14 protein-coding genes are annotated in these 12,854 nt (G+C 39.6%); all 14 read left to right on the top strand.

Translation table 11 applies throughout. From position 1 onward, the window contains the following. On the top strand, window positions 1–1,059 hold the full coding sequence (locus tag ACESPU_RS09620; RefSeq protein ID WP_227201772.1) for an alpha-1,2-fucosyltransferase: 1,059 nt from the start codon (window positions 1–3) through the stop codon (window positions 1,057–1,059). A gap of 3 nt (window positions 1,060–1,062) precedes the next feature. Next, entirely contained in the window at window positions 1,063–1,770 is a 708-nt protein-coding gene (locus tag ACESPU_RS09615) for an acyltransferase (RefSeq protein ID WP_008777780.1), read from the top strand. 123 nt (window positions 1,771–1,893) lie between these two features. Continuing rightward, window positions 1,894–2,721 (top strand): acyltransferase, encoded by an 828-nt coding sequence (locus tag ACESPU_RS09610; RefSeq protein ID WP_077154668.1) that lies wholly within the window; start codon window positions 1,894–1,896, stop codon window positions 2,719–2,721. Then, the gene (locus ACESPU_RS09605) at window positions 2,721–3,299 is read left to right on the top strand and encodes an acyltransferase family protein (RefSeq protein ID WP_234163524.1); all 579 of its coding nucleotides are present in this window, start codon (window positions 2,721–2,723) and stop codon (window positions 3,297–3,299) included. The genes ACESPU_RS09610 and ACESPU_RS09605 overlap by 1 nt, the downstream gene beginning before the upstream one ends. A 348-nt stretch (window positions 3,300–3,647) precedes the next feature. Next, entirely contained in the window at window positions 3,648–4,556 is a 909-nt protein-coding gene (locus tag ACESPU_RS09600) for a hypothetical protein (protein ID WP_008777777.1), read from the top strand. Window position 4,557: 1 nt separating this feature from the next. Continuing rightward, window positions 4,558–5,517 (top strand): glycosyltransferase family 2 protein, encoded by a 960-nt coding sequence (locus ACESPU_RS09595; RefSeq protein ID WP_008777776.1) that lies wholly within the window; start codon window positions 4,558–4,560, stop codon window positions 5,515–5,517. Then, window positions 5,517–6,566 carry a glycosyltransferase family 4 protein gene (locus ACESPU_RS09590; RefSeq protein WP_008777775.1) on the top strand — a complete coding sequence of 350 codons (1,050 nt, stop codon included), beginning with the start codon at window positions 5,517–5,519 and terminating at the stop codon, window positions 6,564–6,566. The genes ACESPU_RS09595 and ACESPU_RS09590 overlap by 1 nt, the downstream gene beginning before the upstream one ends. Before the next feature lie 3 nt (window positions 6,567–6,569). Then, window positions 6,570–7,268: an acyltransferase gene (locus ACESPU_RS09585; RefSeq protein ID WP_083714656.1), complete on the top strand. Its 699-nt coding sequence runs from the start codon at window positions 6,570–6,572 to the stop codon at window positions 7,266–7,268. Window positions 7,269–7,561: 293 nt separating this feature from the next. Further along, window positions 7,562–8,296 carry a hypothetical protein gene (locus tag ACESPU_RS09580; RefSeq protein WP_008777774.1) on the top strand — a complete coding sequence of 245 codons (735 nt, stop codon included), beginning with the start codon at window positions 7,562–7,564 and terminating at the stop codon, window positions 8,294–8,296. Then, window positions 8,293–9,417 carry a glycosyltransferase gene (locus ACESPU_RS09575; RefSeq protein ID WP_008777773.1) on the top strand — a complete coding sequence of 375 codons (1,125 nt, stop codon included), beginning with the start codon at window positions 8,293–8,295 and terminating at the stop codon, window positions 9,415–9,417. Before ACESPU_RS09580 ends, ACESPU_RS09575 begins: the two co-directional genes overlap by 4 nt. After that, window positions 9,414–9,944 (top strand): DapH/DapD/GlmU-related protein, encoded by a 531-nt coding sequence (locus ACESPU_RS09570; protein ID WP_122334752.1) that lies wholly within the window; start codon window positions 9,414–9,416, stop codon window positions 9,942–9,944. The genes ACESPU_RS09575 and ACESPU_RS09570 overlap by 4 nt, the downstream gene beginning before the upstream one ends. Continuing rightward, window positions 9,941–11,107, top strand: coding sequence for a glycosyltransferase family 4 protein (locus tag ACESPU_RS09565; RefSeq protein WP_008777771.1), 1,167 nt, complete (start codon window positions 9,941–9,943; stop codon window positions 11,105–11,107). Before ACESPU_RS09570 ends, ACESPU_RS09565 begins: the two co-directional genes overlap by 4 nt. Then, entirely contained in the window at window positions 11,100–11,738 is a 639-nt protein-coding gene (locus ACESPU_RS09560; RefSeq protein ID WP_008777770.1) for a hypothetical protein, read from the top strand. The genes ACESPU_RS09565 and ACESPU_RS09560 overlap by 8 nt, the downstream gene beginning before the upstream one ends. Before the next feature lie 15 nt (window positions 11,739–11,753). Further along, window positions 11,754–12,671, top strand: a complete 918-nt coding sequence (locus ACESPU_RS09555) for a glycosyltransferase family 2 protein (RefSeq protein ID WP_034530098.1) — start codon at window positions 11,754–11,756, stop codon at window positions 12,669–12,671. The last annotated feature ends 183 nt before the right edge of the window (window positions 12,672–12,854 follow it).

Here is a 12,854-nt window from a genome sequence, read left to right as displayed (position 1 = left end):
ATGATAATAATCCACATAGAATCTGGTCTGGGCAACCAGATGCTTTCCTATTGTGAATATCTTTCACTGAAATATGCCAATCCGAATCAGGAGTTTTTTGCAGAAACGATAGTTTTTGAAATTCCTGAGTGTAACGAGGTCATTTGCCAATGGAACGGTTATGAACTTGAGAAGATTTTTGGTATCAAAGAACCAAAGAACATCAAGTCTCTCTTTTCGGACGACGAGTGGACTCAGATAATATCAGAAATTCGTGCAACAAAATTCTGGATTCACAACTGGAATTATCCCGTTGTATTCACGGAGGTTCTGAATCGTCATGGTCTTCAACTTGAAAATGTTCGTGGCGACTTTGATCCTAACCATAATATTATTACAGGTACGGAAGACCAGCATAAAACGTGGAAGGACAGACTCAGAGAGTCATATATTGGAAATACAGTAAAGCGCGTACTTCAGTCTCTCAACGAAGAGAAATACGCTTATGCAAACGATTCTCGTGACAAACTGTTCTGTCATACAGATAGCGATATTTTCACTGGCCAGTGGTTAAAATTTAGCAATCGTGGAAATGATATCCATTTGATTGAGGCTCAGATACGAGAGTCATTCAGGTTTCCCGAGATAGTAGATGAACAGAACCTACAGATGGTTGAATACCTCAAAACCGTCAATTCTGTAGCTATTCATGCTCGTAGAGGTGATGCACTTGGCGGGCTTGCATGGTGTTATAAGTATGGTTATTTCAAGCGTGCTGTAAAATACATCCGAAAGCATGTAGATAATCCGGAATTTGTATTCTTCACCAATCCAGGTAGCGTGGAATGGTGCAGAGATAACGCTAAGTTATTCGGCCTTGACATACGTAAGGACACCATCAAGTTTGTTGACTGGAATAAGGGCGAAGACAGTTTCCGTGATATGCAGCTTATGGCCATGTGCAAGCATAATATTATAGTTCCAAGTTCTTTTGGGTGGTGGGGTACTTTCTTCAACACCAATCCAAATAAGATCACTATTTCTCCTTCTATTACAATTAACACCACAAATCATTGTTAAGATATGGCTGATTCTCGCTTCGTGAAATTGTTATCCATCCCTAAATCAATTTACGTTTCTGTCAAACTATTGGGCTGGGGGGGGGTAAAATATGCTCTCAAACTTCCTATATTCGTAAGATATAACTGTGTACTTAATTGTCTTGATGGAAAGGTGATAGTTAAGAAAACTCCAATCACACCCAAAATGTTGAGCATAGGCTTTTCATCAACTGGTATATTTGACAAGAAGTATTCTCGAACAATATTAGAGATAGCTGGTTTAATAGAACTCGAAGGACCTGTATGTTTTGGACAAGGCACAAGACTTAGTGTAGGCAAAACAGGAACATTATCGCTTGGAGCAGGTTTTTCAAGTACTGCGGAAAGCACATTTGTATGTGTCAACAAAATGCACATGGGTGTTGGTACGGCTATTGGCTGGAGTGCAATGGTAATGGATACAGACTGGCATTCCGTTATGAATACAGAAACAGGAGAATTATATCAAGCCGCTGGCGAGGTCTATATTGGTGACTATTGTTGGATAGGAACTCGTAGTTTAGTTCTCAAGAATACATTGATACCAAATGGTTGTATTCTTGCTGCTAATTCAACTGCAAATAAAAAGTATAACACCCCCAATACGTTGTTAGCAGGTACTCCTGCTATTGAAAAGAAACATAATGTAATAAAGTCAACTAATGGAGACATCCAATTTATTGAAAAATGAAACGTTACGAGCATATTGACATTTCTAAGGGTATAGGTATCCTACTAGTCGTATTCTTTCACCTACCAGGTGTTAACAGATTAATATATTTTAACAATTGGGGGGTGGATTACAACCTTTTATATGCCACTATTCTTTACCCTGAGTGGATTGTTCTTTAAAGCCGATAAACCACTGAAGCGTATAAAGAGGTTAATGGTTCCATACATCTCATTCTACATAATCGGGTATGCTTTTGAGGCAGCCAAGACCATTACCAAACACGGACAGCTTGATTTAATGGATTTCTTTGACCCCCTTTTAGGAGCAACACATGGGTATGCAAATACACCTGTATGGTTCTTGCTTTCATTAGCAGAAATCTCATTAATAGGCTATGTGCTGTTGCGGTATCTTCCTAACCTATTTGCATTTGTCGTAAGTATGGTATTAGGAATAGTAGGATACTATTGTGGAAAGTATAATGTGTTACAGCCATATTACGTGAATGTATCATTAATGTGTATACCCTTTTTCCTTGGAGGATCCTTTTTTAAGGACTTTCTCTTGAAAAAGCAAAAATATCCTTTTGTGGGTATTGGGTTACTGCTGATATCGTGGTTTCTTTATTTACCCAATACACCGTCATGTAATGTCAGTCAATGCTATATTTCATGCTCAATGTTTCAGTTTGCTTTGGTTTCCTCTTTAGCCACTATCGGTATTGTGCTTCTTTCCGGTGACATTGCCAAATATACGAAGTTTACATCTAATGCATTCTGCCATTATGGAGCAAACTCATTAATCGTTCTCTGTACTCACATGTTGTTTGTTAATATACCTGTGTTTGTTAATAAGGTCTTGCATATAAATTCATTATCCATCATCATTGGATTTTTCATTTTACTTTTTGTTGAGATACCTGTAATCAAAGTTATCAATCAAAGATTCAAAATACTCATTTCAAAATAATGTCTGAAAAAGTAAGATACGATAACATTGACGTTGCTCGTGGATTAGCAATGCTTGTCATCATTCAGTGGCATGTTGTGGGCATGCATACAACATGGACAGATGGTTGGGTAATGCCCATCTTCTTTATCATTATGGGCGTATTCTACAAGCAGGAGTCTTCTTTCAAGGTGATGGCTATAAAGAAACTCAACACCATTGTGATCCCAATGGCTTTTTTCTCAGTTCCGATGTTTATCATAAGCATATTTGAGAAAGGCTTTATGACCACATTGTTGAAAGTTGCAAATCCATATAGTATGATTCATGGCGTTTCGTGGTTCTTTATATGCACATTGTGGTGTTATGTCATCAACTATATTCTACATAAATACATACATAATAGCAAACTGTTGTTCCTTGCAATGATAGTTTTGTCCGCTGTGAGCTATTATATCACCAGTACGTATTCTTTTCATGGCCACAAACTTGTACTTCCTCTATTTTGTAGTACAGCATTAACAGCCATGGGTTATCTAGCAATAGGTGAGTTTGTTAGGAAGTATTTCCTATATAGGGGGGGGATTCTATCTTGCTGATAATTACCGGTTTATGTATTGTCGTAATAATTCCGTCTGGTATTCAAGATAACTACTGGAATCATTATGAAGATAATTGGTTGAAACTGTTATTAGTTGGTGCAATAGAAAGTTTGGCTTTGATCCAGTTTTGTTCTTATCTTCCTAAACAGTTGGCAATCATCGGAAAATTTTCGCTTTTGATATTACTAATACACCCTTATATTGTTTTGGCAATTTCGCCATTGCATTTAAATATATGGTTATCATACGGAATCGTCACACTAACAACCATCCTTGTTTCGTTTCTTTTATTTAAATATTTGCCACAGATATGTGGCTTCAAACCATTGATAAAACTATCATAGTATGATTCATATTATTATTTTCTCGTTCAATCGCGCTTTGCAGCTTGAGGCATTACTATCAAGTATCCAATGCCATTGGCAGAAGACGAACTATAAGCTCTCCGTGCTTTACAATACCAGTGGTGATGATTTCCAGAAGGGTTATGATATCCTTCAAAAGGAATATCCAGCATATGAGTTTATTAAGGAAACACGTAAGACTTCTGGCTATCACGTCTCGGATTACATGACCCCATACAATCTGAAAAAACTATTGAAGTATCACCACATACGTAAGCAAAAATCCAACTTTCGCGATTTGCTTAATAACATGTTGGCTACTTCCAGTTGTGAATACACCATGTACCTGACCGATGATTCTGCATTCATCCGTGACGTTGAACTGTCAAAGAATGACCTTGCATTCATTGAACAGAATCCGGATATAAATCAGATTTCACTTCGTTTAGGCAAGAACATTACAGAACGTCCAGCAAGTATCCCTGTTAATAACGGTAAGCTTGAATGGGATTTTCATAATCACCGCGATGCTCGCAGTTGGGGTTATAACTTCTCTGTTGACGCACATATCTATAGCACCAAGCTGTGCTTGAAGTTGCAGTCAAAAATCATCTATGCCAACCCCACTACACTTGAAGCAAATATAGTTCATTATGTCATGCCTCGAAACCTGATGGATCATGGCTTGACATACGAGTATCCTTTCATTCTAAGTTTCCCAATCAATATGGTACAGGAGATTGCCGACAATGAATCCATGGGCATATCTATAGAGGACTTAAACAATTATTATCTCGAAGGCAAACGATTGGAATATATCGTGCCTGATGAGATCCTCGAATTCCAACAATATCCCGAGACTGTTTATCTATGCAAGAATGGTCAGAAGGAACTGCTAAAATTGAAATAGTATGAAATATTCAATAATAACCCCTGTCTATAATCGAGCTGATTGTGTCGCGAGATGCTTAGATAGCGTGATTCGCAACCTCCAATGGGGTGTGGAACTGGAGCATATTGTTGTGGATGATGGTTCTCATGATGAGACTCCGAAGATTGTGCAAAACTATGCTGATAAACACCCACATATTAAGTTCATCCCATTTTCACAGAATCGAGGTACCAATGCGGCCCGTAATGCAGCTATTGCAGCGGCTACTGGTGAGTATTGTATCATCTTGGATAGTGATGACTATTTTGTGGATGAGGCAATCAATTTTATAAATTCTATTGCTAGCAATCAAAAGTATATGCACTATTGCTTTGCCGCAGATGATATGGTTGAATACTACCAGAGTTGTTCGTTGCTGATGGGTAAGCAAAAGGCTGAGCTAACTTTCGAGAACTTTCTATTTGAGGAGGTTACTGGAGACTTTGTTCATTGCATCAAGACGGAAACTTTACAGAAATACCCTTTTGATGAAGATTTGAGAATATACGAAGGAGTGTTCTTCAAGCGTTTCTATCGTGAGGCTCAGAAGATTCTTTATACAAATAGAATTGTTACAATTCGCGAAAGAAATCGTACTGATAGCGTAACCAGAAACGTTCTTCGAAATGATAGAAAACAGATTGCAAAGGGGCTTCTTTCTAAACAACTGCTTGTTGAGTGGTATGGTGAGGAACTCTCGCAAAAGCCCAAAGGAGTATCGATTCTTAGAAATGCTTATAAAGTTATGCTGGATTGCAATCTTCTGATTGGTAATTATAAAGATGCAATGGTATGTAAACAAAAACTAGTATCTATTGGAGGTAAGGTTCCTACACATTTGAGATTCGTATATACATTCAATTTGGGTGGTTTGTATTTTTATGCCGGTTGTATTTATGTGTATGTCAGATATTATTTATTAAGATCAAATATAAAATAATGAAAATCGTACATGTTACTTGGATGTTTACATTCGGAGGTATTGAGACCATGTTGGTAAACATCTGTAATGAACAGATAAAGTTGGGGCATGATGTGCATCTGATTGTTATGGAGGACTCTACGGTTGAGAGCACGCTCTATGACAGTCTTGACAAGCGAATAAAGCTCCATTATGGCCATCGCAAGAATGGTGCTAACCTTTTATTGCCGATGTTGCGACTGAATTATCTCCTGTACGAGTTGCATCCCAATGTAATTCATATTCATAGTTCGTCTATGTATAAGTTAATACTTGCACCCTGGCATAAGAAGATTACTAATGCTACATTACATGCACTCCCCAAACCGAAGAATACCCAAAGTATAGATCTTGTACCTCGTGTGTTTGCTATCTCTGATTCCGTTCGACGAGCCCTTCTTGCATATAATGGAACGGAGAGTATCTGTAATCCCAATGGTATTCGTCCGGAACTTATCAAACAACGGCAATCGGGTGATTGGAAAGATATGTTGCAGATAGTACAGGTTGGACGTCTTGACCATGATGACAAAGGACAACATATCTTGATACAGGCTGGTGCAGAACTTTTGAAACGTGGTTACCATAACTTTATGATCAATTTTATAGGCGATGGATCTTCACGCCCATATCTTGAAGGTATGGTGCAAAAGTCTGGCTTAGGACAGAATGTAACCTTCCATGGCATGAAATCCCAATCGTATATCTTTGAGCATGTATGTGATTATGATGTATTCGTTCAGCCAAGCATACGTGAGGGGTTCGGAAATACTGTAGCCGAAGCAATGGCTGCAAAAGTGGCTGTGGTGGTATCTTCCGGCCAAGGCCCTGAAGAGGTTATTGATTATGGTAAGTACGGCTATGTGTTCAAGAATGGCAATCCTATTGATTGTGCAGATAAACTGGAGGTATTTCTGAAACATGAAAACGATCAGCAGCAGGTAGAAGCTGCTTACAAGCGAGTGCTGGACCTGTATGATATCAAAGTTACCGTAAAAACTTATCTTGATAAATACAAGAGAAGATAAGCCATGGAGTATATGACTTTTGAGCATGCCATTCAAACAGGCATTCCTTCCCCTGTTTTGGTTACCCCCCATCACAGTCAAGCTAAGGGTAAAGACTTGTCACTTGAACTGTTAAAGTTCGTGGCTATGATATTGATTATAAATGTGCATAGTTACATGATGTATCCACCCAAATACGAAATGTTTGCTACTGGCGGTACGATTGGTGATGCACTATTCATGTTTTGTTCTGGATACACATTGTTTCTTGGCAGAATAGACCGATTCGACAATTGGTATAAGAGGCGTATTAATAGAATATACCCCAGTGTATTTGCTTGGGCGATATTCTCGTTCTATTGTTTTGCAGATGACATGAACATTGGACAAATTGTTGGAGGTGCCAGTAGATGGTTTATCCCTTGCATTATGATGTATTATGTACTGCTGTACTTTGTTCGTAAATATCTGATGCGTTTTAAGTGGTGGGTATTTGTTGTGGCTTGCATAATACCGATAGTGAGGTTTGTAATGTATGAAGACATAGGCAGTTATCACATGTATAGAAACCATACCTTTAGATTCTTTTATTGGTTTCCATTTATGCTGATGGGAGCATACATAGGTTCGAAGAATGTAATTCTGAAACAGAAGGTTTGGCGCGATGCTATTATGACTTTAGTGTGTACCGGGTTACACTTGGGCCTTGTTGGCGTGTACTAAAAAAGAAAATCTCTGCCCTTACCAGATGTTATCGTTAGTGCCCTTAATGGGCACATGTATCTATTTGTACAATCTGTTTCAGGCGGATATATTTAAACTACTGATGAAGTCTAATGTTGGGTATGGTATTCAGGCTATTGCTGCATTGTGTTTGGAATCATACATTGTTCAGTATGTATTGTTTACAGATAAAATAAATTACCTGTTCCCGTTGAATATTATCATCTTGGTTGTTGAGGTTATTCTATTGGCATACGCCGTGAGGACATTAGGTAGAACATTTAAGCAACTATTTGAAAAAGAAGATTTCAGATGGAAGGAAATCTTTAGACTGGTTTAATGAAATAATTCAAGATATGCGTAGTTATTCAATTAATTGGGGCAAATTTCTGTTTTTCAGATGGTTCCCCGTTAGCTGGACATTGCAGGCGGTACATGTCCTGGACAGGAAAGAAAGAGCTTTTCGTATAGGATTGGAGCTGATACCCGTTGCAGTAATAGTGACATTGGCTTCAGTTTGTATTTATTCGTGGTGGGTGGCCTTGGCTCTATTTGTAGTGCTACATACGTTATTCTGGCTGTTTGATTCTACATGGCTGGTAGGGTTCCGTGAAGTCTATACCGGTTTCAAAGGTAAGGGCATACAGTCAGTAATAGATTATGTAGATTGGGCTGTTGAGGAACTGAAAGATTGTGATAACATCGGTGCTGTTACTATATACGGAAGTATCTGCCGACACATGTACCATGACCGTAGTGATTTTGACCTGCGCATTGTACAGGATTATTCAAGCTTGAAAACGTATTTAATAGGTATCAAATTGAGGGCTGTCGGTATCTGGAAGTACAAAATTCCAATGGATTTGAAGATTGTTGACAGCCAGGATTATCTGCGTAAGGAGATGCGCGAGGATGAGCATCCAATAATAGCATATAATAAGTATGACAGTTTTTATGATATGAAAGGTGATTCATACGAAGCCTTGAAAGCAAATCCTTTAACATATAGAAAAGATTATAAAGGATGAAAGTTTTAAACGTCATTTGGGCATTTGGTACGGGTGGTATAGGCAAGTTGTTTCTGACCTATGCTGCACTGGGAGAATATGACCTCGAATTGCAGATTTCTTCTGTGTGCATTGACCTACAGAATTGTGAGTATGACCGAAAACCTCTGACTGAGGCCGGAATACGGGTAATCGCCATAAAAAACAGAAAAGATATGAGTTGGGTGAAACGTTTGGGCGGCATTGCCCGCGAAGTAAAGCCTGATGTTGTGTTCTGTCATGGTTTTAACGGGCCTGTGATCATCAAGCTGGTAGCATGTTTGGAGCGGTCTCTTCGGGTGCCGATGGTATGTACTTACCATGGTCTGTACAATCCTCCGACTGAGGGCAGGCGGTATATTGCAGACGCCATTAATAAATTGCAAGCCTGGATGTATAAAAGATTTGCACGAACGGTGGTTCTGGTGGCGGAATATAGCGGACTGTACCTGTTGGAGCGCAAAGTGCCCAAAAGCAAACTGGAAGTGGTGTATAATGGTATTGTGGAAAACGAGCCTGCCCTAGAACCTGTTGTGCTAAAATCCGATGGGGTCAGCATCGGAATGGCCGGACGACTGGACGCTATCAAGGGATTGAATTTCTTAATAAAAGCTATTCCGGAAGTCAGGAAGCGTGTGGATGAAAAATTCCACATCTATATCATTGGTGACGGTCCAGAGGAGGAGGCTTTGCGCAATTTGGCAAGAGAACTTGGAGTTGAGGAGTTAATCTGTTTCGAGGGGTATCAGGATAATGTACCTGCTTGGTTAAAAGCATGGGACATATTCTGTCTGCCTTCTCTTCAAGAAAATCATTCCATTGCATTACTGGAAGCAATGCGGGCAGGAAAGGCTATTGTATGTACCTCTGTAGGTGGCAACCCTGAAACGGTCGAGGATGGGAAGGAAGCTCTTGTTGTGCCGGCGAGGAATTCGGAAGCTATTGCTGATGCTCTTGTGAAACTTATCGAATCGGAATCCCTACGAAAGAAGATGGGACATGATGCACGTGAAAGATTCCTCAGAAACTTTACGGAGGATATAATGAAAAAGAAGTTGTGTGAGGTATTAAAGAATGCAACAATAAATCAAAACAAAATATGATGAGAAAGTTTTGGCTGGTCTTGTTTTATGGTTTCGCAAACCATTTGCCAGATTCGTACACTCCTGTATTGGGGGGGGTAAGTAATCGAATCCGTATTTTCCTGTGCAAGCGCATATTTAAGGAGTGCGGGAAAGTATCAACAATAAACAGAAATATTTATTTTGGGAACGGAAAGGATATCGTGATAGGTGATTATAGTGGTATTGGTGCCAATTGTAGCATCCCCAATGACATCCATATAGGTAAATATGTAATGATGGGGCCGTTCCTGTATTGCATTACTTTTGGACATGAGGTGTCTGATACATCAACCCCGATGTGCTTCCAAGGTCACGTGGAAAAAACCAAGGACTCGAACATCGTCATAGGAGACGATGTGTGGATTGGAGCAAATGTCATCATTTCGAAACGTAGGCACATTGGTACTGGATCTATTTTGGCTGCCGGTGCCGTTGTAACGCATGATGTTCCCGATTACGCCATTGTAGGAGGTAATCCTGCAAATGTAATCAGAATGAGAAAATGAAAATTATATTCTTTACGATTGACTGTTTTAAGGGAAGGGAACATCTCATGCCTTGGCGAACAATATTGGAGGTTGCCAAGGTGATGGTGGAATACGGCTATGAGGCAAGCATTTTGAATGCTTGCAGCAACAGTGAGGATGTCATTGATTATGATTGGGCAGGAAGCGATTCGTCGAAACCTGTCCATGTGTGTTCCGTGATAAAGAATAATGAGGCAATCTTTGTCCAATGCACGGAACTAAAACCGGAGATACTTTTCATCCCTTTTACTTTTCGTGATGGGCTGACACCAGCCAAGTGGATTGCTCAAATCAACTGCAAGAAGATTGGTTACATGACAGGAGGGGTGTATGACCTGAAGAGTGGAATGCTGCTGAAGAAGAACGGTGGTTTAGCCGCTGCAAAGCCTTACCTGATGGAGGCTATAACGTCCAAGTGCATTTTTGCTCATACATTGAAAAATATTGGTGTGAGCCATGTGATTGGTTTGACCGATGTGAGTGCCAAAGCAGTGAAGAGAGGCGGCTTTAAAAATGTGACAACCATATACCCTGGCAAGGATTCGTTTGATGAAATTGTACCAGACAACAGTGTCTTGGATAAATATGATTTGAAGGGAAGAAAATGGCTACTATTTAGTGGCGCTCCTGCACCTACTCGTGGGGCAGAGGTGTTGCTGGAGGCTTTAGACAGCGTGAAGGATGATGGTGTCCGGCTTGTCATGTTGATGCGTACGGATGTGGGTTCCCAATATAAGCGGTTTGAAAAGACATTGTCCGGACTGAAACATCCGGAACGAGTAAAGATTATCAAGGATAGACTGACGAGAGAACAGCTTAGGGCTTTTTTTGGCTCTGCTTGGTATGCAATTCTGCCTTTCATCGTGATTCCAAGTGAGGTGCCTTTGACATATTTTGAGTTGCTGAGTTGCGGTACACCTGTAATCACCTTTGTCAATGGAGGTACTACGGAATATCTTAAGTATGGACTGCTGACTGCTGATAAGTCAATCAAAGGATTGGCCATTACAATCGAAAAGGCTTGGAGCGATGTTGCTTTGAGAAATTCAAGGTCTGATAAGGGTAAAATAATAATGAATGCGCATCCTACATGGAGTCAAGTGGGGATGGAATGGATTAACTTATTGAAACAAAATGACTAAATACATCATCATATCAGGCGTGGATGGCAGTGGAAAAACTACAGTCATCGAAGGTGTGCGTGCCCAATTGGAAGCAGAAGGTAAGACTGTTGGATATATTTGGATGCGTTATCATCATAAATTGATAAAAATAATGCATGCCATAGCTAAACTTACAGGATTAAGTAAAAAGGAGAATACCGCAATGGGAGAAATGTGGTTGCACTATTTCTATAAAAGCCCTTTGTTTTGCTGGTTCTACTTATATAGTTCTTATATAGATAGTTGGTTAGCTCGCAAAAAACCAACTAAGTTAAGAACTGATTATGTAATCTGTGACAGATGGGTAAATGACATAATCATTGATATGGGAAGTGAAACTCATAACCTCGACATACTTGACGGCAAATGGTATAAATTATACCAACGGCTTTTGCCTAATGATAGCTTTCAGTTTGTGATAAGCCGTAATCGAGAAGATGTTTTGAATTGCAGAATTGAAAACACCTTTAATGAGGCTTTTGATTATCGGTTTAGGTTATATCAAAAGATAGCTCAAAAGCCAGAAGTCATAAAAATAGATAATACAGGAAGTATCGAAAAAAGCGTTTCCCTGGTTATAGAATCCATAAGAACAAAAGAAAAATTGTAACATGTAAATGTAGTTATGTTGAATAAGACATTGGATATTACGGTAATTATCCTCACCTATAATGAGGAAATACATATCCGTAGGTGCTTGGAGAATGTAACACCTTTTGCCAAGAAGGTATTTGTGGTTGACTCGCCTTCAACTGACAGGACAGTAGAGATTTGCCGGGAGTTTGAGAATGTGGAGGTAGTGGTACATAAGTATCCGGGTAATCAAGCCGAACAGTTCAACTGGGCGTTGGATACATTGCAGATAGAGACCGAATGGATTCTTCGTCTGGATGCGGATGAGTATTTGTTACCCGAATTGGTTGAAGAATTAAAAGAGAGATTACCTGTAATGCCGGAGGGCGTTTCAGCCCTCTCTCTCTCTCTCGCGCGCGCTTATTGTGGTAAGATCTTACATCATGGCATTGTAAATAATGTCAAGATCGTGCGTGTTTTCCGGAAAGGAATGGCTCGTTATGAGCAGCGGTTGATGGATGAGCATTTGGAGATATTGGACGGCGAGACGGCAGAATTGAAACATCAATTTGTGGATGACAACCGAATGACTTTCGGGCAGTTTACAGATAAGCATAATAATTATGCTTCGCGGGAAGCGGCTTTGTTGCTGGATGCAGAGTTTCATTTGACGGGTTCTCAAATCGTATCACAAGATCATGGGAAAGAGGTTGAACGAAAGCGGGCACAGAAAAACCGATATGCGAAGATGCCTTTATTTTGGAGGGCTTTCGGCTACTTTGTTTATCGTTATATCATAAAGTTGGGGTTCTTAGATGGCAAGGAAGGATTCCTCTGGGACTTCTTGCAAGGTTGGTGGTACCGTACTTTGGTGGATGCTAAGATCTTTGAAATAAAAAGAGCTTGTGGAAATGACAAGAAAAAGATATGCCAATATTTGAAAGATCATTATGGCATATCTTTGGAGTAATATAGATTTATAACTCCTGCCGTTGCAGGAAATCGAGCAAATGAATGTGGTGGATTCCTTCGTAATTGCTGCCTATCGTCCATTCATCAAGGCTGACGACATATTTGGGGCAGTTTCATGTATTCTATTATTAAGTATGATTTATAAATTATGGCAAATATACCGACATTGTTAGTTATACTT

The sequence above is a fragment of the Parabacteroides sp. 20_3 genome, from assembly GCF_964238835.1.
Taxonomy (GTDB): domain Bacteria; phylum Bacteroidota; class Bacteroidia; order Bacteroidales; family Tannerellaceae; genus Parabacteroides; species Parabacteroides distasonis.
Note: the sequence above shows the minus strand (reverse complement) of the source record. Positions and strands in the feature narration are given on the sequence as shown.

What these genes read in the sequence shown, in the direction of transcription:
- ACESPU_RS09620 (WP_227201772.1), top strand. Translation starts at nt 1, where the DNA reads ATGATAATAATCCACATAGAATCTGGTCTGGGCAACCAGATGCTTTCC.
- ACESPU_RS09615 (WP_008777780.1), top strand. Translation starts at nt 1,063, where the DNA reads ATGGCTGATTCTCGCTTCGTGAAATTGTTATCCATCCCTAAATCAATT.
- ACESPU_RS09610 (WP_077154668.1), top strand. Translation starts at nt 1,894, where the DNA reads ATGCCACTATTCTTTACCCTGAGTGGATTGTTCTTTAAAGCCGATAAA.
- ACESPU_RS09605 (WP_234163524.1), top strand. Translation starts at nt 2,721, where the DNA reads ATGTCTGAAAAAGTAAGATACGATAACATTGACGTTGCTCGTGGATTA.
- ACESPU_RS09600 (WP_008777777.1), top strand. Translation starts at nt 3,648, where the DNA reads ATGATTCATATTATTATTTTCTCGTTCAATCGCGCTTTGCAGCTTGAG.
- ACESPU_RS09595 (WP_008777776.1), top strand. Translation starts at nt 4,558, where the DNA reads ATGAAATATTCAATAATAACCCCTGTCTATAATCGAGCTGATTGTGTC.
- ACESPU_RS09590 (WP_008777775.1), top strand. Translation starts at nt 5,517, where the DNA reads ATGAAAATCGTACATGTTACTTGGATGTTTACATTCGGAGGTATTGAG.
- ACESPU_RS09585 (WP_083714656.1), top strand. Translation starts at nt 6,570, where the DNA reads ATGGAGTATATGACTTTTGAGCATGCCATTCAAACAGGCATTCCTTCC.
- ACESPU_RS09575 (WP_008777773.1), top strand. Translation starts at nt 8,293, where the DNA reads ATGAAAGTTTTAAACGTCATTTGGGCATTTGGTACGGGTGGTATAGGC.
- ACESPU_RS09570 (WP_122334752.1), top strand. Translation starts at nt 9,414, where the DNA reads ATGATGAGAAAGTTTTGGCTGGTCTTGTTTTATGGTTTCGCAAACCAT.
- ACESPU_RS09565 (WP_008777771.1), top strand. Translation starts at nt 9,941, where the DNA reads ATGAAAATTATATTCTTTACGATTGACTGTTTTAAGGGAAGGGAACAT.
- ACESPU_RS09560 (WP_008777770.1), top strand. Translation starts at nt 11,100, where the DNA reads ATGACTAAATACATCATCATATCAGGCGTGGATGGCAGTGGAAAAACT.
- ACESPU_RS09555 (WP_034530098.1), top strand. Translation starts at nt 11,754, where the DNA reads ATGTTGAATAAGACATTGGATATTACGGTAATTATCCTCACCTATAAT.